Origin of the sequence: Streptomyces olivaceoviridis (assembly GCF_014650115.1) — a bacterium.
In the GTDB taxonomy this organism is placed as follows: Bacteria; Actinomycetota; Actinomycetes; order Streptomycetales; family Streptomycetaceae; genus Streptomyces; species Streptomyces olivaceoviridis.
Genome location: NZ_BMUI01000002.1, coordinates 400381 through 423199, shown reverse-complemented (window position 1 = coordinate 423199; position 22819 = coordinate 400381). Strand labels below are relative to the sequence as shown.

The following is a 22819-nucleotide window of genomic DNA, read 5'->3' as shown; positions in this document are numbered from 1 at the left end:
CCTCCCCCCTAGCCGCGGAACGTCAGTACGGTGGTGAACCCCCGCACGCCGTCGGCGACACCGCTGCCGACCAGCGTGGTGGTGGGTTCCTTGCGCCCGAATCCCGCGGAGTACCAGCCCAGCGGCGGCTCGGTCTCGCCGCGATGCGCGCGCCAGGACAGTTCCCCTGGCAGGACGAGCAGCGCGGAGCGGTCCTCGCCGTCCCGGCTCCAGGTGAGCTCCGCCCGGTTGCCCTCCAGGTCCGCGCTGATCGCCGGGCCGAGGTGGAACGCCAGCCGCACGGCCCGGCGCGGACCGCGCACCTCGTCGACCACCCTCAACTCCCGCGTGGCCGCCGTCAGTTCCACCCGGCGGCGGTGGGCGGAGGGCCGGTAACCGTCGTGCTCGGCACACCAGCGGGCCGTCCCCCCGGAGGAGGCGCCGGAGGTGTCCACGGCCAGGACGTGGCTCTTGGCATGCCGGGTCCACAGGAACGGGCCGCCGGAGACGGACTGGTCACCGCCGTCCAGCTGCACGGTGTTGTGGCCGAGCGTCGACCGGAAGTACCGCCGCCACTCGGGCTGCCCGTGGTAGCAGTACGTCCCCGGGTCGGCGAGCACGTCGACCCCGTCGTGCCGGACCTCCACGGACAGCGCGTCCGCGTGGGCGTGCGCGGCGATGGACAGGAAGCCGTGCGGACCGCCGTCGCAGCGGCACCAGATCTCCGCCGGACCGCGCAGGATCGTCATGCCCGCGTCGGCGAAGTGGGCCGGGCGGCTCGCCGGGCGGGACACGGACGGTTCGGCGGGTTCGAGGAGCGCGGCCAGCAGCGGGGTGCGCACATCGGTGCCGGTCACCACCGGCCACCAGGCGAGCCGGCCGAACACGGCGTCCCCGGTGGCCAGCAGCGAGGCCCAGCGGTCGGTGCCCGCGCCGTCCACGACCAGACCGTGCCCGTCGTCCGCGTCCCCCTGGCGCGGCGGTCGCAGCCGGCCGTCCACGACGGCCGCGAGCGCGTCGGTCATCCGCAGCAGCACCAGCCGGACGGACGCGGGCACCGGCACGCCCGCGGCGTCCGCCTCGGCGACCGCGGCCAGGCCGAGTTCCAGTACCAGGCCGTGGTACTCGGAGGCCAGCTCGCGGTTGAGACCGGAGGGGAAGGTGTTGCCGCGCAGGTGCCGCTGAAGCGACCGCAGCGCGTCGGCCCGCCAGCGCGCCGAGGAGGGGAACCAGCCGAACGCGCAGGCCGCGGCGAACTGCCCGGCGGCCTCGGCGATGACGTGGTTGTTCGCCGAGGACCCCCGGCTGGGGAAGGCCGCCAGCCAGCGCTGGTGGTGCCAGATCTGGTTCAGCGCCACCGGGTCGCCCTCGAACAGCCCGGCCGCGCCCGGCCAGCCGTCGAGCAGCCGGCGGACCCACACCCAGGACAGCAGCCGGATGCCCAGCTCGATGCCGCTGGTCCAGTGCACCCCGCGCAACGGCGGGTTGGCCGCCCACCACGACCGCAGGTGCCCGGCCACGCGCTCGGCGTACCGCTCGTTCCCGGTGATCGCGTAGGCGGCGGCGAGCACGGTGAGGTACTGGTGCCGGGACAGCTCCCAGATCTGCTTGATGTCCCCGACCGCGTCCTCGTCCCGGTAGGGCACGTCGAAGGCGTAGCCCCGCGGAGCGCGGCGCCCGGTCTTCGGGTCGTACCACCAGTCCGGGTCGGCCAGGTCGTCGCGGACCACCCCGAAATACTCGGCGTGCCCGTCCATCAGCCGGTCCGCCTCGGCGACGAGCCGCTTGGCGGCGTCCGGCGGCACCGCGGCGATCGTCCCCGCGGGCAGGACCGCGGTGAACCGGGCGCCGGTCACGCTCGGGCAGTCCGGCAGCGCCGAGCGCCACCGCCGTCTGCGCACCGCGTCGCCCGCCCGGCCCGCGACCTCCCGCGGTCCCATCCGGGACAGCCGCCGCAGGTACCAGCCCGCGCTCATGGTCATCGTGCCCGCTCCAACGCCACCGGCACACCGCCGGCCAGGCCGGTCCGGACGGCGAGGGTGGCCGCCGTGGTGGCCACCAGGGACTCAAGCGGCACCGGCATCGGCCCGCCGGTCCGCACGGCCCTGACGAACGCGGCCAGCTCGGCGTTCTGGCCCTTGTCACGGGCCTTGGGCAGCCGCGAACTGACCCACCGCTTGCGGTCGTACACCGTGGCCCGGACGAAGTCGTCGAGCCGCAGCGCCTTGCCGTCCGCGACCAGGTCCAGCGTCTCCTTGGGGAAGCCGGCCGGGCCGCTGGTGACGTAGCTGATGGCGGCGGTGGACCCGTCCGGGTAGCGCAGCACGACCTGGAGGTCCTCGTTGCCGGGCGAGGCGACCGCGTACACCGAGACCGGGTCGGCGTCGAGCAGCCAGCTCGCCGTGTCGATGAAGTGCCCGCCCTCGCCGGCGAACCGCGAGCCCTCGGTGCCCTGCTGGAGGTACCAGCTGGTGTGGTCGAGACGCCCCGCGTTGACCAGGTAACGCAGGTGCGCCGGACCGGTCCGGGCGCCGAACCGCGTCCTGGCCTCCCGCAGCAGCGGCGCGAACCGGCGGTTGAAGCCCACCTGCAACCGGTCGTTGCCGGACTCCTCCACCGCCGCGAGCACCCCGGCCAGCTCCTCCTCGGTGAGCGCCAACGGCTTCTCGACGAACACGGCCTTGCCGGCCAGCAGCGCCCTGCGGGTCAGTTCGGCGTGCGAGCTGTGCCGGGTGACGACGAACACCGCGTCGATGGACGTGTCGCCGAGCACGGCGTCGAGATCGGTCGTCGCCTCGGCGAAGCCGAACTTCCGCTGCGCGTTGGCCGCGGACAGCGCCGTCGTGGTGACGACGGTCGACAGCTCGACGCCGTCGCGCTGCGCCAGGTGCGGCAGCAGCATCGACGTCGCGTAGTTGCCCGCGCCGACGAACGCCAGCCGCACCGACGTGTTGGCCACCCGGGCCGGACTCCGCCGCACGTTCACCGCGGGCACGGCCACCACCGGGGCCGCCGATTTCGCCGCCTCCCCCTCCTGCCGGGGGTACCGGAACAGGACGGCCACCGCCTTCAGGTCGCCGTCCTTCAGGCGCTGGTACGTCTCGACGGCGTCGTCGAAGTCGGCGACGTGGGAGATCAAGGGCTCGACGTCGACGCTGCCGCGGGCGAGGAGATCGAGGAAGCACGCCAGGTTGCGGCGCTCGGTCCAGCGCACGTAGCCGATCGGGTAGTCCCGCCCCTGAAGCTCGTACTCCGGGTCGTAGCGCCCGGGCCCGTAACTGCGGGAGAACCGGACGTCCAGCTCCTTCTCGTAGTACGCGTTCCACGGCAGGTCCAGGCGGCACTTGCCGATGTCGACGACCCGGCCGCGGTCCCGGCAGAGCCGGGCGGCCAGCTCGACGGGCTGGTTGCTGCCGCCGCCCGCGGCCAGGTACACCTGGTCCACGCCCAGGCCGCCGGTGAGTTCGGCGACGGCGGCTTCCACGGCCGCGGACGCGGGGTCTCCGCAGGCCGCGGCGCCCAGACGCCCGGCCAGCTCGCAGCGCACCGGGTCGGGGTCGACCCCGACGACGCGCACGCCCGAGGCGGCCAGGAGCTGCACCACCAGCTGCCCGATCAGCCCGAGGCCGATGACCAGTGCCACTTCGCCGAGCTGGGGCCCGCCCTGGCGGACGCCCTGCATGGCGATCGACCCGACGGTGCCGAAGGCCGCGTGCCGGGGCGCGAGGCCGTCCGGCACCGGGACGTAGAGGTTCTTCGGCACCCAGTTCAGCTCGGCGTGCAACGCGTGCTCGTTGCCCGCGCAGGCCACGAGGTCGCCGACCTTCACCTCGTCTATCCCGGCGCCGACCTGCTCGACCACCCCGCACAGCGAGTAGCCCAGCGGCGTGTAGGAGTCCAGCTTGCCCATCACCTTGCGGTAGGTGGCGGGCACCCCGTTGGTGGCCACGCTCTGCATGACCTTGGCCACCTGGTCCGGCCGGGAGCGGGCCTTGCCCAGCATCGACATGCCGGCCTCGGACACCTTCATGAGCTCGGTCCCGGTGGAGATCAGCGAGTAGGCGCTGCGGACCAGCACACCGCCCGGCTTGCACTCCGGCACCGGCACGTCGAGCACCGCCAGCTCGCCGCTCTTGTAGTTCTGCACAACCTGTTTCACCCGAACTCCTCTGATTCCCAAGCCGTTTGCCGAGTGCTCTGGCCGGACCCAGAGATCGCGTCGCGATACCAGTACTCAAGCGTCAGCACGTGCCACAGATGCTTGGAGAAGTCCCGCTGCCCGGCGGCGTCCTCGGCGACCATCCGCGTCAGCGCGTCACGGCGCAGGAACCCGGAACGGACGAGCTCCCCGTCGTTGACCACCTCACGCACCAGCGGCGCCAGATCCCGGCTCATCCAGGCCCGCAGCGGGGCGCTGAACAGGCCCTTGGGCCGGTACACGATCTCCCGGGGCAGGACCGAGACGGCCGCTTCCTTGAGGACGGCCTTGCCCTGCCGTCCGACGATCTTGCGGTCGCCGGGCACGGCGAACGCCGCCTTGACCACCTCGACGTCGACGTACGGCACCCGCACCTCGGTCGACGCGGCCATGCTGGAGCGGTCCGTGTACGCGAGGTTCAGACCCGGCAGGAACATCCGGGCGTCGCCCAGGCACATGCGGTTGACGAAGTCGTCGAGCTCGTTGTCCTGGTAGATGTCCGCGTGCTCCGTCAGCACGTCCCCGACCGCCCCGGCCAGATCCGGATCGACCAGGGCGAGCAGCTCGTCCCGGTCGTACATCGTGTAGCTGCGCCGGAACGCGGTCTCCTCCGGCAGATCGGCGAAGGAGAGGAACCGCTTCGCGAAGCGCACCGAGCGGTACCCCCGGCGGCTCGTCGCGACCGGCAGCCGGTCCACGGCCGCGGACAGCCCGCGCCGCAGGGGCCGCGGGACGCGCTGGTAGCGCAGCGCGAGCAGGTTGGCCAGGTGCTTGCGGTACCCGGCGAACAGCTCGTCGGCGCCCATCCCCGAGAGCAGCACCTTGACCCCGGCCTCCCGGGCGGCCGAGCAGATCAGGAACGTGTTGATCGCGGCGGGGTCGCCGATCGGCTCGTCCAGGTGGTACGTCATCCGCGGCAGCAGGTCGAGCACGTCCGGGGCGATCTCGATCTCCCGCAGGTCGACGCCGAACCGCTCGGCCACCCGCCGGGCGTAGCGCAGGTCGTCCGGCATCGCCTCGAACCTGGCGTCCTCGGCGCGGAACCCGATCGTGTAAGCGGGGATCCCGGGCCGGTCGCGGGCCGCCAGCGCGGTCAGGTAGCTGGAGTCCAGCCCGCCGGAGAGGAAGGTCGCCACGGGTACGTCGGAGAGCAGGTGGCGCCGGGCCGACTCCTCGACGACGGCGGCGATGTCCGGCCGCTCGCCGGCCCGGGCCCGCTCCCGGCCCTCGGCGGCGACGTCCTTCAGGTTCCAGAACCGGCCGCGCCGCACCGAGCCGTCGGCCCGGCACCGCAGCCAGCTCCCCGGCGGCAGCTTCTCCGCCTCGCGGAACGCGCACCGCGAGTCCGGCACCCAGTAGTACAGCAGGGAGGCCACCAGCGCCGCATGGTCCACCTCCAGCGGGCCGCCGGTCACGGCGGCGAGCGCCTTGAGCTCGGAGGCGAACACCAGACCCTCGCCGCGCCGGAGCAGGAACAGCGGCTTGATGCCGAGCTGGTCCCGGGCGAGCACCAGGTCACCGGTGCGCTCGTCGAAGATGCCGAACGCGAACATGCCGCGCAGCCGGGGCAGGCAGTCGGTGCCCCAGCGCCGCCAGGCCTCCAGCAGCACCTCGGTGTCGGAGGTGCCGCGGAAGCGCACCCCGGCGGCTGCCAGTTCGGCGCGCAGCTCGGGCGCGTTGTACAGCTCGCCGTTGTACGTCAGGGCGAGGCCGCCCGAGACCATCGGCTGGGCGCCGGTCCCGGACAGGTCGATGACGGCCAGCCGGCGGTGCCCGAGGTGCACCTCGCCGTCACCGGCGGGGTGGCTGTACCGGCCCGCCGCGTCCGGACCGCGGTGGGCGAGGGTGTCGGTGAGCCGGTCGGTCACGATCTTGCCGTCCGGCCAGCGGTACGTACCTGCGATGCCACACATGTGCTACCGGGCCTCCTGGTCGTTGTCCGCGCCCCGTGCGGCCCACATCGGCTGCCGCTCCGTCCGCCGCCGGCCCGGCTGCTGGGCCGGCCGCTCGCTGCGTCCGCGGAGCGCGGTGTGCAGCCCGTCCCACAACGTGCCGTCGGTGCGGTCCCGTGGATCGGGGTCGATCAGCACCACACCGATCACCGCGATGTGCTGGTCCGCGAGCTGCCGCGCCACGGTGTGCAGCCATGCGGCACTGCCGTGGCCGGCACGCACGACGAGCACGGTCTGCGTGCCGAGGTACCGCAGGTCGGTCCACGCCGTGCCCGGCGCCACCGAACCGACGCCGAGCCGGCGCTCCTGGGGCGACACGGCCGCGGCACGCTCGCCGCCGACCACGGTCGGGTCCCCGGGCTTCGGGCGGCGGTCCGAGAGCTGCGGGCCGGGCAGACCGTCGATGACGGTCACCGTCCCCTCCGCCGCCATCGCCCTGGCGAGGTCGAGGGCGATCACGCTCGCGCCGCGCGCGCAGCCGAGTTCCAGCAGCGACACCGGTTCCGTGGAGCCGCGCACGGTGCGGGCGAGGTGCGCGGTGAGCCGTTCGCGTGCCACCCGGGTCCGCCGGCGCCTGCCCGACCGGCGGGGCAGCTCCGCGATGACCGAGGCGCCGAGGTTCGCCGCGATGTCCCGGCGCAGCACGGGGCGGTCCGCGACCACGACACCGACCGCGGCGAGGGCGAGCCCGAGGACGAGGCCGAGGACGAGCCCGATCGCGGCGTCGGTGGCGGCGGCCTTGGCCAGGGAGTGCTTCACCGGGCGCGGGGCGTCCACGATCTGTGTGCCGGCGACGACCTGGGGCGTGCCGACACGCGCCTCCTCGGCGCGCTGGTTGAAGTCGGCGACACGGGTGGTGAGTTCGGCCCGGCGGGCGAAGAGCGACTCGATGCCCGCCGACTCCTGCGGGTCGGTCTCCGTCTGCGGTGACCGGCCCCCGATGTCCTTGTTGACCTGGGCGAGCTCGTCCTTCATCCGGTCACGCTGGTCGAGCAGGGCCTTGGCCTCGGCGTCCGCGGTCGCCCGCATCCTTTGCACGTGGTCCGCGATGAACGCGTCGGCCAGCGCTTCGGCCCGGGACACCGCTTCCGCGTCGCTGCCACCCGTCACAGTGATCTTCAGCAGGTTGTTGGTGACGCCGGTGCCCCGGTAGTCCCGCAGGAAGTCCTCGGGGTCCGCGGAGGAGTGGAGGGACCGCAGGGCCTTCTCGGCGATCCGCGTGGTTCCCAACACCTCGACATCGGTGCGGATCAGCGTTCCGGTGTCGTTGGGCTGGTCCTCCTTGTGCGCGACCAGCACCTCGGTGACCGCGGTCGGCGGCGGTGGCATCAGGACCGCCACGGCCGCGCCGGCCAGCAGCCCGAGGAGCGCCATGGCGTACCACAGGCGGCGGCGCCTGCGGACCGCGACCACCAGCGCCTGTAGGTCGAGGAGCGGGGTGGTGGCCGACGAATCCGGTGTCGTGCTCGTCGTCACGCCGAGCCTCCCGTCGCGTGGCCGGGGACCGCGAGCGCCAACGTGGCCTCGTCCGGAGGACGGCCGTCCGTCCTCGTCGGACGGGTCCGGACCATGCCGGCGACGACGATGCCGACGACCTCGTGCATGCCGTCCGCGCACGCCTCGGCGAGGCCGGCGAGCTCCTCCGCGGTCCAGCTCCCCGCGCTGAGGACGACCAGGGCGCCGGACTCGGTGTCGCGGTCCGGCACGACCGGCCGGTCCACCGACACCTGCACCACCCGGAGCTGCGGGTCGCTCTTGGCCTCGGCGGCGAGCTGTTCGGCGGCCCGGCGGGCGATCTCGTCGCCGTCCGGTACGACGGCCAACAGTCGCCTCGGCGAGGGCAGTTGGGTGCGGAGTCGGGCGCACACCCGCCGGTAGCGGATCCGTCGGCCGGCCTCGTCGCCGGATGCCTGCGGGGCCGGGAGGTCCCACCGGGTGTCGATGCCGAGGAGCCGGCGCATCCGGGCCCGTGGGCCGCGGTCTGCCGGCCGGTGCCCGCCGCGCCGGTCGGCGGGCACGTCGACGGTGCCGAGAAGCGCCGAGCCCAGCGCCGCGGCGATCTCCGGTTCGGTGCGCAGCCGGCGGTTCGCCCGCGCGGCGACGAGATGGCCGATGACCGCGAGCAGGAAGAACAGCAGCGCCCCGGCGACGACGAGCTGCGTCCTGGTCGGCGGCGCCTCGCCGGTGGGGCGGGCCGCCGGCCCCATGACGACCATGCCGGCCACGGGGTCCGCCGGGTCGGCCTGCTCCAGCTTCGTCATGGCCTCTTCCAGCGATGTGCGCAGCTTCTCCAGCTCGGTGCGGGCCTGCACGCTCTCCACGGTCTGTCCCGGGTCGGCCGCACCGGCCAGTTCGCTGATGCGGCGGTTGGTCTCCTCGACCTTCTTCCGCAGCGCCTCGGGACCCGTGGCCGCCTTGGAGTCGGTGCTGCCGCCCGCGATCCGCGCCGCGAACCTGACGAACTGGTCGGCCACCTGGTCGGCGAGCCGCTGCGCGCGTTCCGGGGTGTCGGCCGTGCCCGAGATCTTGATGATGTTCCCGTCGGCTGCCTTGGCGGACACGTGGTCCCGCAGCTCGGCGCCGCTGACGCCCGGCCAGTCGAGCGCGGCGGCGGCGCGGTCGACCACCGTCGAACTGGTCGCGATGTCCACCTGGGTGAGCAGTTCGCGCTCTTCCCACTGTCCGGGCAGCAGGACCGAGGCGGACGTCGTGTACCGCGGCGGGAACAGCACGGAGGCGCCGTAGCCGACGAGTGCCCCCACCATGGCGAGGACGGCGAGGAACCGCCGCCGCCGCCGGAGTATCCGCCCGATCGTGACCAGGCGTATCGTGTCATCGCTCAACGGCGCGGCCTCTTCCTTGCCCGGCCCGGGTCGCCCGCCGACACCGGAGCGTGGTCGCGGCAGGCGGCGTCGTAGGCGGCGAGCAGTGACGCTTGTGAGTGCCGCCAGGAGAGCGGCCCGCTGATCCGCTCCTGGCCGAGCTTGCCCATCCGGGCCCGCTGCTCCGGATCGTCCAGCAGCAGCGCGATGAGCCCCGCGAACTCGGCCTCGTCGTTGGCGCGCGCGTAGACGGCGGCGTCACCGGCGGAGACCCGCGCCTCCTTCAGGTCGAACGAGACGATCGGCCGGCCCATCACCATGTACTCCAGGACCTTGTTCATGGTGGACACGTCGTTGAGCGGATTGAGCGGGTCGGGGGAGAGGCACACGTCCGCGGTGGACAGGTAGCGCACCAGGTCGGCGTCCGGAACGCGCCCGGTGAACTCCACATGCTCCGCGAGACCGAGCCGCCGGGACAGCTCCACCATCGCGTCGAAGGTGTCGCCGGCGCCGACGAACACCGCGTGCCAGTCGGTCCGTCCGAGCTCGTCGCGCAGCTTCGCCAGGGCCCGCAAGGCGTAGTCGACGCCGTCCTGCGGGCCCATGACGCCCAGGTAGCACAGCAGATGAGGCGCGCCGCGCTTCAGTTCCGGCTCGGGCGGTACGGGGTGGAACCGGTCGGTGTCGGGGGCGCTGCGCACCACGAAGACGTCCTCCGGCCGCCGGCCGCCACGGCGCACCGCGACGCCCCGGTAGCTCTCGTTCGTGGCGAGCACGACATCCGCGGCCCGGTACGTCAGCCGTTCCAGCGCGCACACGGCGCGGTAGAGCAGGTCCTTGCCCCGGTCGAACCGGGAGAGGTACAGCTCGGGTACCAGGTCGTGCTGGTCGAACACGAACCGCGCCCCGCGCCGCTTCAGCCACAGGGCCGGCAGGAACAGCAGGTCGGGCGGGTTGCAGGCGTGGACCACGTCCACCGGGCCCACCTTCCGGGCCAGCCGGACCGTGTGCCACAGCGCCGATCCGTACTCCCGCAGGTAGCCGGCCGGACCTCCGGTGGCCGCGCGCAACGGGTAGCGGTGGATCCGCACCCCGTCGATCACCGCCTCCGGCTCCGTGTCCCGCTTGGTCCCCCGGGGACAGATGACGTGCACCTCCCAGCCGGCGTCGCGCAGTGTCGTGCACTCCTGCCACACCCGCCGGTCGAACGGCACGGACAGGTTCTCCACCAGGATCAGCGCGCGCCGGGCCGGCCCGGCGTCGCCGGTCGCGTCACCACGCAAGGCCCACGTACCCCGGTTCGGCCCGGCGCGCCTCGGCGTCGGGGAGGCGGACGAGGTCCACGAGCACCGGGCCGTCGCCCTGGGGCAGCGCCGACAGCACGGCCGGATCCCTGGTCCCGACCAGGCACACCTCGGCGTGCTCCAGCACCTCGCCGACGGAGTTCGCGAGCAGCTGCGCGAGGTGCGGCAGCCGGTCCTCGATGTACTCGCGGTTCGCGCCGATCAGCCGGGAGAGGTTCACGTTGGCGTCGTAGATCCGCAGGTCGTACCCCTTGCCGAAGAGCCTCTCCGCCAGTTCGACGAGCGGGCTCTCGCGGAGGTCGTCGGTGCCGGGCTTGAACGAGAGCCCGAACATGCCTATGCGTCTCTTGCCGGTGCGCTCGACCAGGTCCACCGCGCGTTGCAGATGGTCGGAGTTGGAGGGCAGCACGTGGGCGAGGATGGGCACCGAGACGTCGGCCCGCTGCGCCGCGTGGACCAGGCTGCGCAGGTCCTTGGGCAGGCAGGAGCCCCCGAAGGCGAAGCCGGGCCGCAGGTAGGCGGGGCTGATGTTCAGCTTGCGGTCGGCCAGGAAGACGTCCATCACCTGGTGCGAGTCCACCCCGAGCGCCTGGCACACCGCGCCCAGCTCGTTCGCGAAGCCGATCTTGAGGCCGTGGAACGCGTTGTCCGCGTACTTGATCGCCTCGGCCGTCGGGACCGGGACCCGGAACACCTCCCCGGGCAGGCCGTCGTACAGCGCCAGCACCGCGTCGCCGCTCGCCGGGTCGAGCTCGCCGATGACCGTCTTGGGCGGGTCGAAGAAGTCCCGCACGCTCGTGCCCTCGCGCAGGAACTCCGGGTTGACCGCGACCCCGATGTCCACGCCGGCCGTGCCGCCGACGTACTTCTCCAGGATCGGCACCAGCAGGTTCAGACAGGTGCCCGGGAGCATGGTGCTGCGGAAGACGACGGTGTGCCGCCCGCCGCGCTCGGCCAGCGCCGCGCCGATCTGCTCGGTGACCCGCTCCAGGTACGTGGTGCACAGGCTGCCGTTGGGTTCCGACGGCGTGCCCACGCAGACCAGCGACACCTCGCTGTTCCCGATCGCCTCGCGGACGTCACCGGTGGCGCGCAACGCCCCGATCCGCACGACCTCGGCGGTGAGCTCGCCGATCCGTTCCTCGACCACCGGGGCCTTGCCGTCGTTGACCAGGTCGACCTTCACCTGGTTGACGTCCACCCCGATGACCTCGTGCCCCATGCTGGCCAGGCACGCGGCCGACACGCAGCCCACGTAGCCGAGCCCGAAAACGCTGACTCTCATGACGCGTTCCTCCCCCCAGGCAGGCCCCGTGGCCTGCGGTCCGCACGTCCGGCCGTACGACGGCCCCCGCGCATCAGTAGGCGCCCTGCCCGTAGAGCACCGCACGCAGCGTCTTCCACAAGATCACTGTGTCCAGGGCGAGCGACCAGTCCTCCACGTACCGCAGGTCCAGGCGGACCGCTTCCTCCCACGACAGGTCGCTGCGTCCGCTGATCTGCCACAGGCCGGTGAGACCGGGCTTGACCAGCAGCCGCCGCCGGATGTCCGGGTCGTACGCGGCGCACTCCTCCGGCAGCGGAGGCCGTGGACCGACGAGCGACATCGAGCCGGTGAGCACGTTGAACAGCTGCGGGAGCTCGTCGAGCGAGTACCGGCGCAGCACCGTTCCGACCCGGGTCACGCGCGGGTCCCGGCGGAGCTTGAACAGCGGGCCGGAGCCCTCGTTGCGGTGGGCCAGCTGGGCACGTGCCCCGTCGGCCCCGACGACCATGGTGCGGAACTTGTACATGGTGAACTCGTGGCCGTCCTTGCCGACCCGGCGCTGGCGGTAGAACGCCCCGCCCCGGCTGTCCGCCACCACGAGCAGCCCGACGAACACCATCAGCGGTGCGAACAGCAGCAGCAGGAGCGACGCTCCCATCCGGTCGACGACGCCCTTGACCGCCCGGCGGCCCCCGGTGAAAGTGGGCATGCTGACCCGCAGCAGCGGGATGCCGAGCACCGCGTCGACGTGCAGCCGCGGACCGGCCACCTCCATCAGCACGGGGGCCACGACCATCTCGGCGTCGCTGCCCTCAAGGTTCCAGGCCAGCCGCTGGAGCCGGTCCGGTGACCAGTGCGGGTCCGGTGTGACCGCGACGACACGGTAGCCGTCGTGGCTGACGTGCTTGGCGACGTCCGCCAGTTGGCCGACGACCGGCACTCCGTCCAGTTCGTCACCGTCGAGACCGAGACCGTCCGTCGTGCACACCGCGTCCACGCGCCAGCCGAGGTGCGGGAACTTGCGGGTCCGGTGGATCAGGTCGCGCACGGTGGCCACGCTCCCGGCGGCGAGCACCGGTCGCAGGCACCGCCCCTCCTTGCGCTGTTTGTGCAGCCACAGGCGCAGCAGGTACCGCGCGGTCATGGCGACGAGCGCGATCGCGGGGATCGCGACGAAGATCCAGAGCTTGATGTTGCGTGAGGTGAGGGCGATCCCGCCGAGCGCGAGTACGACGGTCGCCATGAACAGGGAGCGTCCGAGCCGCCGGAACTCCTCGGCTCCCTGGCCGAGCACGGCCGGGGCCCAGGCCCGGCTCACCGCGAGGGCCCCCAGCACCAGCACCTCGGTGCCGAAGGCGAGTATCCCCCACTTCTCGTGCCAGTTGGCCGCGTCCCGGGCCCCGAAGAAGTTGCCGATCGCCGCCACCACGAAGGCGGTGGCCAGGGTGTCGCTGATGATCACGGTACGGCGGTACCGCTGCTCCCAGTCGATCGTGGGCCGGCTGATCGCCCCGTTCGCCAGACGCTCGCGCGCCGACGGGAACGGGCTGACAAGTCCCCCTTGCCGCACAGAACCCCCCCAGGTCCCAGTGGTTCGACGTGTTCGCCCAACACTGTTCCTCCCCCTCGGGAGGCCCCCGCCTCCCGCACTGTTCCTCCCCCCGGGAGGCCCCCGCCCCCCCGTGCACGCCGTCCCGGCGCATGCCGTTCCGGCTGTTTCGGAACCCCCTGGTGCTCCCCGCGCCCAAGGCCCCGTTTCGGGCTCCCGGAATTGATCATGAATTCGTCTGGCACCGGGGACGCGACTGCCGGCTTTCCGTAGCGCCGGACTTGAAGATCGTTATTGGTCGCCTCATGCCCGAACAGCTGAAGCACGGTCAATCTAGACCATCGAAGCCGATCTGAAGAGAGGATGTGTGGAATTTGTGCTCAAGCTTTTGAGGCTTGGTCCATCGATCGGTGACCGCCCATGGGCGCCTTTGCGCCACCGCGCGCCCCAGCGGCTCATCCGGCCCCGGGTGCGGCTTCCACACGACGTGATCGTGTGCGTAGAGGTCCTCTGACCTGCGCTTCCGTCAGTGACTGGGGAAGGAGGGGGCTGCGCCGATCACCGCGACGGCGGCCATGGGTGCCGCCGGCTGGCCGCGCGACGGGCGGCCGGTGTGATCGAAACCCGCGTGCTGCGGTATGGCCGGTCCTTACCGGTTATCGGCAGCCCCACACACAACTTGAACAACTGACGTTCACATCTTCGCGCGCTTGTTCGCGTTGTGCCCTTCCCTCGATTCGCCGGACCGGACAACGCGAGTTCATTCCGCGGAAGGGATTCCCGGCGCCGTACGGCCTTCGAAAGCCGCCAGGATGCGTTCCGCCGCCAGTGTGGCCGTCAGGCGGCCCTCCCTGACCTGCTGTTCGAGGTCGGGCGCCGTCGCGCGGACCGCCGGGTCGGCGTGCAGTCGGCCGAGGAGTTCGTCGCGGACCATCGCCCAGGTCCAGCCGACCTGCTGGTCCCGGCGCTTGGCGGCCAGCCGGCCGGTGGAGTCGAGCAGGGTGCGGTGCTGTTCCAGACGCTCCCAGACCGTGTCGAGGCCGGTCGACTCGCGGGCGCTGCAATGCAGCACCGGCGGGGTCCAGAAGGCGTCCTTGCCGTGCATCAGGCGCAGCGCGCCCGCCAACTCCCGTGCCGCCGCCCGCGCGTCGCGCTCGTGCGGGCCGTCCGCCTTGTTGACGGCGATCACGTCGGCCAGCTCCAGGACGCCCTTCTTGATGCCCTGCAACTGGTCACCGGTGCGGGCCAGCGTCAGCAGCAGGAAGGAGTCGACCATCTCGGCGACCGTCGTCTCGGACTGGCCGACGCCGACGGTCTCGACCAGGATCACGTCGTAGCCCGCCGCCTCCATCACCACCATCGACTCCCGGGTGGCCTTCGCGACCCCGCCCAGCGTGCCCGCGCTGGGGGAGGGGCGGACGAAGGCCGCGGGGTCGACCGCCAGGCGCTCCATCCTGGTCTTGTCGCCCAGGATGGAGCCGCCCGTGCGGGTGGAGGACGGGTCGACGGCGAGGACCGCCACCCGGTGGCCCAGCGAGGTCAGCATCGTGCCGAACGCGTCGATGAACGTCGACTTGCCGACACCCGGCACCCCGCTGACGCCGATCCGCCGCGCCCGGCCGCTGTGCGGCAGCAGTTCGGTGAGCAACTGCTGTGCCAGCGCCCGGTGTTGCGGCCGGGTGGACTCGACGAGCGTGATGGCGCGGGCCACCAGGGCCCGCTTCCCGTCGAGCACACCCTTCACATAGGTGTCCAGATCGATCGCGGCCATCGCGGCCCTACAGCTCGTGGCCGAGGTCGGCCGACAGACGCTTCACCAGGTCGTGGGCGGCGTCCGGGATCACGGTCCCCGGCAGGAACACCTCCGCCGCGCCCATCTCCCGCAGGGCCGGCACGTCCTGCGGCGGGATCACCCCGCCGACCACGATCATGATGTCCTCGCGGCCCTCCTCGGCGAGCTTCTCGCGCAGCGCCGGGACGAGCGTGAGGTGACCGGCCGCCAGCGAGGAGACCCCGACCACGTGCACGTCCGCCTCGACGGCCTGCCGGGCGACCTCGTCCGGCGTCTGGAACAGCGGGCCGACGTCGACGTCGAACCCGAGGTCGGCGAAGGCGGTCGCGATCACCTTCTGGCCGCGGTCGTGGCCGTCCTGGCCCATCTTGGCGACCAGGATGCGCGGCCGGCGCCCCTCGGCCTCCTCGAACGCGTCCACCAGCGCCCGGGTGCGGTCCACGGACGGGGACTGGCCTGCTTCGTTGCGGTACACGCCGGAGATCGTACGGATCTGGCTCGCGTGCCGCCCGTACACCTTCTCCAGGGCGTCGGAGATCTCACCGACCGTCGCCTTGGCGCGGGCCGCGCGCACGGCCAGCTCCAGCAGGTTCTCCGTGCCGTCGGCCGCCCGGGTGAGCGCGTCCAGCGCGTCCCGGCAGGCCTGCTCGTCCCGCTCCGCCCGCAGCCGGCGCAGCTTCTCGATCTGCTGGGCGCGCACCGAGGAGTTGTCGACCTTGAGGACCTCGATCTGCTCGTCGCTGTCGACGCGGTACTTGTTGACGCCGATCACCGGCTGCCGACCGGAGTCGATGCGGGCCTGGGTGCGGGCCGCCGCCTCCTCCACGCGCAGCTTGGGGATGCCCGCGTCGATGGCCTGCGCCATGCCGCCCGCCTGCTCGACCTCCTGGATGTGCGCCCATGCCTTGCGGGCGAGGTCGTACGTCAGCCGCTCCACGTAGGCGCTGCCGCCCCACGGGTCGATGACCCGGGTGGTGCCCGACTCCTGCTGGATGAGCAGCTGGGTGTTGCGGGCGATGCGCGCCGAGAAGTCGGTCGGCAGCGCCAGGGCCTCGTCGAGGGCGTTGGTGTGCAGCGACTGGGTGTGGCCCTGGGTCGCCGCCATCGCCTCCACGGCCGTACGCGTGACGTTGTTGAACACGTCCTGCGCGGTCAGCGACCAGCCCGAGGTCTGCGAATGGGTGCGCAGGGAGAGGGACTTGGTGTTCTTCGGGTCGAACTGCCGCACCAGCTTCGCCCACAGCAGCCGGGCCGCGCGCAGCTTGGCGATCTCCATGAAGAAGTTCATGCCGATCGCCCAGAAGAACGACAGCCGGGGCGCGAACGCGTCGACGTCCAGGCCCGCTTCCCGGCCCGCGCGGATGTACTCGACGCCGTCCGCGAGCGTGTACGCCAGCTCCAGGTCGGCCGTCGCGCCCGCTTCCTGGATGTGGTAGCCGGAGATGGAGATGGAGTTGTAGCGGGGCATCCGCTGCGAGGTGTACGCGAAGATGTCGGAGATGATCCGCATCGACGGCTTCGGCGGATAGATGTAGGTGTTGCGGACCATGAACTCCTTCAGGATGTCGTTCTGAATGGTCCCGGCCAGCTTCTCGGGCGGTACGCCCTGTTCCTCCGCCGCCACGATGTACAGCGCCAGCACCGGCAGCACCGCGCCGTTCATCGTCATCGACACCGTCATCCTGTCCAGCGGGATGCCGTCGAAGAGCCGGCGCATGTCGTAGATCGAGTCGATGGCCACGCCCGCCATCCCGACATCCCCGGTCACGCGCGGGTGGTCGCTGTCGTAGCCCCGGTGCGTGGGCAGGTCGAAGGCGACCGACAGGCCCTTCTGGCCGGCCGCCAGATTGCGCCGGTAGAAGGCGTTGGACTCCTCGGCGGTGGAGAAGCCCGCGTACTGGCGGATCGTCCAGGGCTGGTTGACGTACATCGTCGGGTACGGGCCGCGCAGGTACGGCGCGATGCCCGGGTAGGTGCCCAGGAAGTCCAGGCCCTCCAGGTCACGGCCGGTGTACAGCGGCTTGACCCCGATGCCCTCCGGGGTCTCCCACAGCGGTTCGGCGCTCCCGGTGGCCCGCTCCAGGGCCGCACGCCACTCGCTCTCGGTGGCGCCGGCGGCCGGGGTCCCCAGCTCGATGCCGGAGAAGTCGGGGATTCCCATCAGGACACTCCCATGCGGTCGAGGGTCGCGGACAGGACGTCCACGGCGTCACAGCCCGCGAAGACGTACGAGTCGATGCCGGCGTGGTCGCCCCGGCCCGCCAGGAACACGTGCCGGGCACCGGCCGCGCGCAGCGCCTTCGCGGTCTCCTCGGCCTGTTCGGCGTAGAGCGCGTCGCTGGAGCACAGCACGGCCTCGGTGGCGCCGCTGTCCTCGAAGCGGCCCTCGGTGACCGGCTCGATGCCGCCGGCCTGGAAGAGGTTGGCGGCGAAGGACGAGCGGGCGGTGTACTCGGCGGCGGAGCCGATCGTGGCGAGGAAGACGCGCGGCCGGGCGCCGGTCGCCGCCAAGTGGGCGTCGGAGCGGGCGCGCAGCTCCTCGTACGCCTCGTCGCGGCGCACGCTCGGCAGCCCGCCGGACGGCGGCTCGGGCGCGGGCGCGCGCTCCACCGGCTTCTCGGCCAGCAGCGGGAACTCGCTGACGCCGGTGATGGGTTCGCGCCGCTTGGCGAGCCGCTTGGAGCGCTCGGCCCAGGTCGTCGCCAGGTCGGTGCGCAGCCGACCGGAGCGCAGGACGGCCGCCTGGCCGCCGTCGCGCTCGATCGACCGGAAGAACTGCCAGGCGGCCTCGGCGAGTTCGGCCGTCAGCCGCTCGACGTACCAGGAGCCGCCCGCCGGGTCGACGACCCGGGCCAGGTGGGACTCCTCGATCAGGATGGAGGAGGTGTTGCGGGCGATCCGGCGCGCGAACGCGTCCGGGAGGCCGAGCGCGTGGTCGAACGGCAGCACGGTCACGGAGTCCGCGCCGCCCACCCCCGCGGCGAGCGCCGCGACCGTCGTGCGCAGCATGTTCACCCAGGGGTCGCGGCGGGTCATCATCACCGGCGACGTCACCACGTGCTGCACCTGCGCGCCCGCGGCCGGCGCCCCGCACACCTCGGCGACCCGCGCCCACAGCCGGCGGGCCGCGCGCAGCTTGGCGATGGTCAGGAACTGGTCGGCGGTGGCCGCGTAGCGGAACTCCAGCTGGGCGGCGGCCCGGTCGACGCCGAGCCCGGCCTCGGTCAGCTCCCGCAGGTAGGCCACGCCGGTGGCCAGCGAGGCGCCCAGCTCCTGCGCGGCGGAGCCGCCCGCCTCGTGGTAGGGCAGCGCGTCCACGGTCAGCGCGCGCAGGCCCGGGTACCGCTCGGCGCAGCGGACCGCCAGGGCGGCGAAGGGGGTGAAGTCCAGGGCGGTGCCGGTGCGGGCCTCGTACCCGAGCGGGTCGCCGCCCAGGGTGCCGCGGGCGGCCTTCGGGTCGACGCCCTTGTCGTCGTACAGCCGCAGCAGTGCCTCGGCGGCGGCCTCGGTGTCGCGGCCCGCGTCCAGGGCGACCGGTGCCAGGTCGAGGTAGACGCCGTCGAGGGCGCGGCCCAGCTCGGAGACCGGGATGCCGCCCTCGCCCAGCACCAGCCACAGGGAGGTGCCGCCGTTCTCCAGGTCGGCGAGCACGGCGTCGGCCGTGCCGTCGGCGAGTGCCGTGTGCCGCTGCCGTACGTCCCAGCCGCTCGTGCTGGTGCCCTCCGGGCGGCTGCCCCGCACGAAGGGGGCGAAGCCCGGCAGGCCGGGGTCGGGCGCGCTGTCGCGCGCGGTGTACAGGGGCCGGGTGCGCAGCCCGTCCTCCAGCGTCGTGGACAGGGCGTCCTCGGCTGCCGCGCCGGTCAGTTCCTTGCCCGACTTGCGCAGGACGCCCTCGACCAGGCGTTGCCACTGCTCATGTGTCGCGTCAGGGAACTCGGCGGCCAGTGAGAGCCCGTCGTCAGGCAGGACCGTCATGGCTCGGATGCTAGGGCAGGGCGTCGGAGCCAGGGCGGAGCACGGGCTGTGAGGTTTCTCTTCTTGCGGTGGTGACCTGTGTCTCTCCGGGCCCGGCGGCTCAGCGGGTCTCGGTCTCCAGGTCCGGGACGAGCGAGCACATGGCGGCTCGCTGCTCGGGGCCCATGGAGTCGGCGAGGGCCTGGCGGACGGTTCCGGCGAGCAGGGCGGAGGTCTCGCGCAGCAGGTCGCGGGCCTTGTCGGTGAGGGCGACCTGCACACCCCGCTTGTCGCCGCACACGGATCTGCGGCTGACGAGACCGGCCCGCTGGAGACAGGCGATCTGGTAGGTGAGGCGGGTCTTGGGGCGGCCGAGGAGATCGGCGACCTGGGTCATCCGCAGTCCGGTACGCGGCTGCTCGGCCAGCAGGCACAGGATCAGGAACTCGTCGTGGGAGACGTCGAGGGTCTCCTTCACGACCGACCGCAGCCGCTGCTCCACGGCGCCGGTCGCGGCCAGCAGGACCATCCAGGCGCGCAGCTCGTCCGGGAGCAGCCCGTCGCCGTGCGCGAGGGGACAGGAGGGCTGGTCGGCGGTGTGCGCGTCGGAGGCGGACATGTGTCGAGTCTACCTGTTGTCCAAATTTGTACGAGTCGTGCGAGTGCGGGCAGGTGCTTGTTGTTCAAATTTGGATGAGGGGCTAGCGTGAGGTCATCCAGTCATCCAAATTTGAATCATCTGGAGTACGACCATGACCGTCGCCGTGGAAACAGGCCGCTGGCAGCTCGACCCGACCGCGTCCACCGTGGGCCTGCGGCACAAGACCATGTGGGGCCTGGTCACCGTGAAGGGCACCTTCACCGGCGTCGGCGGCACCGGCGAGGTCCGGCCCGACGGCACGGCCACCGGCACCGTGACCCTGGACGCGGCCTCCCTCGACACGAAGAACGCCAAGCGGGACGTGCACCTGCGCTCGGCCGATTTCTTCGACGCCGAGCGCCACCCGGAGATCACCTTCACCGTGCGCGGCGCGGACCGGCTCGACGGCGACACGGTCCGGGTCGCCGGACAGCTGACCGTCCGGGGCGTCAGCCGGCCCCTGTCCCTCACCGCCCGCCTGACCGGCGTGAGCGCCGGCGCGCTGACCCTGGAGACGGAGTTCGGCGTCGACCGCGAGCAGTTCGACATGGGCTGGAACCAACTCGGCATGATCCGCGGCCTGACCACGATCACGGCCGCGCTCCGCTTCACCCGCGCGGCGGACTGAGGCCCAGCTCCGCCCGGCGCACGTCCCGGGTGGACAGCGTCTGCGGGTCCGCCGTGAAGGCGCGCAGCCGGAGCCCGGCACCCGGCTTCGCCGGCACCTGGAAACCGCCGGTCGGCGCCCAGAGTTCGACGCTCACCGTGCGGTGTGCGGGAATCGTCGCCGGGCCGCGCGCCAGCGACCAGTACCGGCTCATGCCCTGGCCGACGCTGAGCATGTAGTGCGGGGTGAGCGCGGTGCCGCCCGTGTTGGTGACCCGCAGGGTCAGCCGGGACAGGGCCCGTGCCGAGGTGTGCCGGGCCGCCGTGACGTCCATCCGCAGCGGCGGGGTCCCCGTCGCCGCCAGGGCCGCGCTCACCAGCGCGGGCGTGATCAGCGCGACCGCGGCCACGGCCAGTGCCGCCCGGCGGCGCGGGCCGGTGAACGGGCGGGGCCGCGGTTGCCAGGCCTGGGCGAACTCCGGCAGGGGCGCGGTGATGGCCGCCGCCAGCCACAGCGGGGTCATCATCAGGTAGTAGCCGTCCTGGGAGCGGGTCGCCAGATAGAACGCGCACCAGGGCAGCACCGTCGCGGCCGGCCCGAGCCGCCGGACGAACAGCACGAACACCGCCAGCAGGGCGGCGGCGAGCAGCACGCTCGCCCGGCCGTACCAGCCGAGGCGGTCGCTGCCGTGGGTGAAGTACAGCGAGACGTCCACCAGTCCCTGGCCGTGCAGCACCGCGCCCTGGGTCAGCGGCAGGGCGATGCCCCGCAGCCACCGGCCGGGCTCGCTCACGACGAAGTACACGTTGATCAGCAGCCAGGTGAGCACCGCGGTCCCCGCGATCCGCAGCACCACCCGCGCCGCCGCCCGGCCGCCCATTTCCCCGCGCCGCACGGCGTAGATGCCGGCCAGCAGGAACGGCGTGACGAACCACGGCAGTTGCTGGGCGGCGCACGCGGCGCCGAGACACGCGGCCCGCGCGATCCCGGCCGCGCCCAGCCGGCCGCGCGCGCCGAGCCGGGGCCAGCGCACCACCACCGGCAGCAGCAGGGCCAGACCGATGATCGCCGGATAGCCCTGGCGGGCGTACGTCGGCAGGAAGCCGAAGCCGAGGCAGACCATCGTCGCCGCCGAGCGCCAGGGCACCGGGAGCAGCCGCCACAGCACCACCGCGCCCACGACCAGCGCGACCGTCGCCGCCGCCGTCGCCGGGGCGCCGCCGTGACCCAGCCACAGCAGGGGCGCGGTGAGCAGCGGGGCCAGTGGGGGATAGCCGTAGGTGAAGTCGTATCCGCCGTCCATCGTCGGTGTCAGCGCGACGCCCTCGGCGTGGAACAGCCAGGGCCAGGGCTGCTCGTACACCGGGTTCCCGGCGACGAGTTCCCGCGCGGCCTGGGTGGTGAGGACCGCCTCGTCGCCGCCGCCGTGGTTCAGCGCCCAGGCGCACAGGGCGAGGGTGACCGCGGTCGCCAGCACCACCAGGTCCAGGCGGGCCAGCGAGCGCGTCCGGCGGACGGTGAGGGCGAGCGCGCCGGTCACCAGGATCGAGGCGTAGCAGACCGAGATGACTCCCGCGAGGACCAGCCGGTGCGTGGCCGCCTGGGTCCACACCGAGCGCGTGCCGATGAACAGGCTCACGTCGGCGAGCAGCGTCAGTACGCGGTGCCACTGCGCGGGGCCGTCCGGCACCGCCGCGCGGGCCCCCGGATCGGCGGACACCACCGACGGTGTCCGCCGGCCGGGTGTCACCTGCTGTGTCTCTGCCAAGTGCACGGCACGCGACGCTAGCGGGGAGGGGTGAGCGGGGTGCGCAGGCCGATGAAGAGTCGGGTATGAGCCCGGTAAGAAGCGGATGTATCAGTGCATTTGGCGCGGGATGTGACGCGCGAGATACGGCTGGTGCGGTCGCGCACCGTGTCGTTGTTGGGCCGAACGGGTGACTTGGCGTAAGAATTGGCTGGTGCAGGGATTGAGTGCGAGTCAGATCAGGGGGAGCCGGTGAGCCGTTACGACGTCACCGATGAACAGTGGGAAGGGCTCGCCCAGGTCGTGCCGCTGCGGGGCCGGGACGCCTGGCCGTCCGCGGTGAACCACCGCTCGCTGCCCGACGCCGAGACCGAGACCCGGCGCCGGTTCGTGGTCCTGCGTGTCAACGTCTTCGCGGACGCCCGGGAAGTCGCCGAGACGCTGATGGCCGGGGCGCCGGTGCTGCTCGACCTGTCCGGTGCGGAGGGCGACGTCGCCAAGCGCGTCCTCGACTTCAGCACGGGCGTCGTCTTCGGCCTGGGCAGCGGCATGCACCGCGTGGACCGCAACGTCTTCCTCCTCACCCCGCCCGGGACGGAGGTCAGCGGACTCATGGAGGGCGCGGCGATCTCGGGCGGCTGAGCGCCCGCCACAAGGACGGGCAGCGGCGCCCAGGGCAGGATGGCGGGCAGATGGCGCGTGGGCACGGGGACGGCGCCGCGGGTGGCGGCAGCGGCGAAGAGCGAGAAGGCCGGACCGCCGGAGACGGCGCGCGCCCGGCCGCTGACGAGCAGCAGGCTCGGCGCGCTGGAGCAGATCACCCGGCAGCGCTCCGCTCCCGCGTCGGTCAGCCAGGGAACGTCCGCTTCCCACAGCGCCCGTATGTGCGCCAGCACCTCTTCGGGAGCCGCGTGTTCCAGCGCCCTGCGCACCGCCGGGAGGAGCGCCTCGCGGTCCGGCGCGCCGGTGGCCGCGGCCCGCAGCACGGCGCGCGGTTCCTCGGGCAGA

General features: G+C 72.8%; 15 protein-coding genes. 2 read left to right on the top strand and 13 right to left on the bottom strand.

Features of this window, described 5'->3' with window-relative positions:
• Positions 1 to 8: 8 nt before the first annotated feature.
• From IE273_RS05680 to IE273_RS05625, 12 genes are all read right to left on the bottom strand, one after another.
• A complete protein-coding gene (locus IE273_RS05680; RefSeq protein ID WP_189814025.1) occupies positions 9 to 1961 on the bottom strand; it encodes a heparinase II/III family protein in 1953 nt (650 codons plus the stop codon).
• Complete coding sequence (locus tag IE273_RS05675) at positions 1958 to 4138, bottom strand: bi-domain-containing oxidoreductase (RefSeq protein ID WP_189814024.1); 2181 nt, start codon at positions 4136 to 4138, stop codon at positions 1958 to 1960. The genes IE273_RS05680 and IE273_RS05675 overlap by 4 nt, the downstream gene beginning before the upstream one ends.
• Positions 4135 to 6090: an asparagine synthase (glutamine-hydrolyzing) gene (gene asnB / locus IE273_RS05670; RefSeq protein WP_189814023.1), complete on the bottom strand. Its 1956-nt coding sequence runs from the start codon at positions 6088 to 6090 to the stop codon at positions 4135 to 4137. Before asnB ends, IE273_RS05675 begins: the two co-directional genes overlap by 4 nt.
• A gap of 3 nt (positions 6091 to 6093) precedes the next feature.
• Entirely contained in the window at positions 6094 to 7605 is a 1512-nt protein-coding gene (locus tag IE273_RS05665) for a Wzz/FepE/Etk N-terminal domain-containing protein (RefSeq protein WP_189814022.1), read from the bottom strand.
• On the bottom strand, positions 7602 to 8972 hold the full coding sequence (locus IE273_RS05660; protein ID WP_189814021.1) for a Wzz/FepE/Etk N-terminal domain-containing protein: 1371 nt from the start codon (positions 8970 to 8972) through the stop codon (positions 7602 to 7604). Before IE273_RS05660 ends, IE273_RS05665 begins: the two co-directional genes overlap by 4 nt.
• Entirely contained in the window at positions 8969 to 10234 is a 1266-nt protein-coding gene (locus IE273_RS05655) for a glycosyltransferase family 4 protein (RefSeq protein ID WP_189814020.1), read from the bottom strand. Before IE273_RS05655 ends, IE273_RS05660 begins: the two co-directional genes overlap by 4 nt.
• Positions 10224 to 11540, bottom strand: coding sequence for a nucleotide sugar dehydrogenase (locus IE273_RS05650; RefSeq protein WP_189814019.1), 1317 nt, complete (start codon positions 11538 to 11540; stop codon positions 10224 to 10226). The genes IE273_RS05655 and IE273_RS05650 overlap by 11 nt, the downstream gene beginning before the upstream one ends.
• Positions 11541 to 11613: 73 nt before the next feature.
• Positions 11614 to 13092, bottom strand: a complete 1479-nt coding sequence (locus IE273_RS05645; RefSeq protein ID WP_189814018.1) for a sugar transferase — start codon at positions 13090 to 13092, stop codon at positions 11614 to 11616.
• Positions 13093 to 13831: 739 nt separating this feature from the next.
• Entirely contained in the window at positions 13832 to 14842 is a 1011-nt protein-coding gene (gene meaB, locus IE273_RS05640) for a methylmalonyl Co-A mutase-associated GTPase MeaB (protein ID WP_189814017.1), read from the bottom strand.
• Between the two features lie 7 nt (positions 14843 to 14849).
• The gene (gene scpA / locus IE273_RS05635) at positions 14850 to 17024 is read right to left on the bottom strand and encodes a methylmalonyl-CoA mutase (RefSeq protein WP_189814016.1); all 2175 of its coding nucleotides are present in this window, start codon (positions 17022 to 17024) and stop codon (positions 14850 to 14852) included.
• Positions 17024 to 18838, bottom strand: coding sequence for a methylmalonyl-CoA mutase family protein (locus IE273_RS05630; RefSeq protein WP_189814015.1), 1815 nt, complete (start codon positions 18836 to 18838; stop codon positions 17024 to 17026). The genes scpA and IE273_RS05630 overlap by 1 nt, the downstream gene beginning before the upstream one ends.
• Before the next feature lie 100 nt (positions 18839 to 18938).
• Positions 18939 to 19436: a MarR family winged helix-turn-helix transcriptional regulator gene (locus IE273_RS05625; RefSeq protein ID WP_189814014.1), complete on the bottom strand. Its 498-nt coding sequence runs from the start codon at positions 19434 to 19436 to the stop codon at positions 18939 to 18941.
• A gap of 133 nt (positions 19437 to 19569) precedes the next feature.
• On the opposite strand from IE273_RS05625, the gene IE273_RS05620 reads away from it, so the two are divergent.
• Positions 19570 to 20085 carry a YceI family protein gene (locus IE273_RS05620; protein ID WP_189814013.1) on the top strand — a complete coding sequence of 172 codons (516 nt, stop codon included), beginning with the start codon at positions 19570 to 19572 and terminating at the stop codon, positions 20083 to 20085.
• Here the strand turns inward: IE273_RS05620 and IE273_RS05615 are convergent.
• Positions 20066 to 21787 carry a hypothetical protein gene (locus tag IE273_RS05615; RefSeq protein WP_189814185.1) on the bottom strand — a complete coding sequence of 574 codons (1722 nt, stop codon included), beginning with the start codon at positions 21785 to 21787 and terminating at the stop codon, positions 20066 to 20068. The genes IE273_RS05620 and IE273_RS05615 overlap by 20 nt on opposite strands.
• A gap of 276 nt (positions 21788 to 22063) precedes the next feature.
• Between IE273_RS05615 and IE273_RS05610 the strand changes: the two genes are divergently transcribed.
• The gene (locus IE273_RS05610) at positions 22064 to 22453 is read left to right on the top strand and encodes a cell division protein SepF (RefSeq protein ID WP_014675566.1); all 390 of its coding nucleotides are present in this window, start codon (positions 22064 to 22066) and stop codon (positions 22451 to 22453) included.
• The last annotated feature ends 366 nt before the right edge of the window (positions 22454 to 22819 follow it).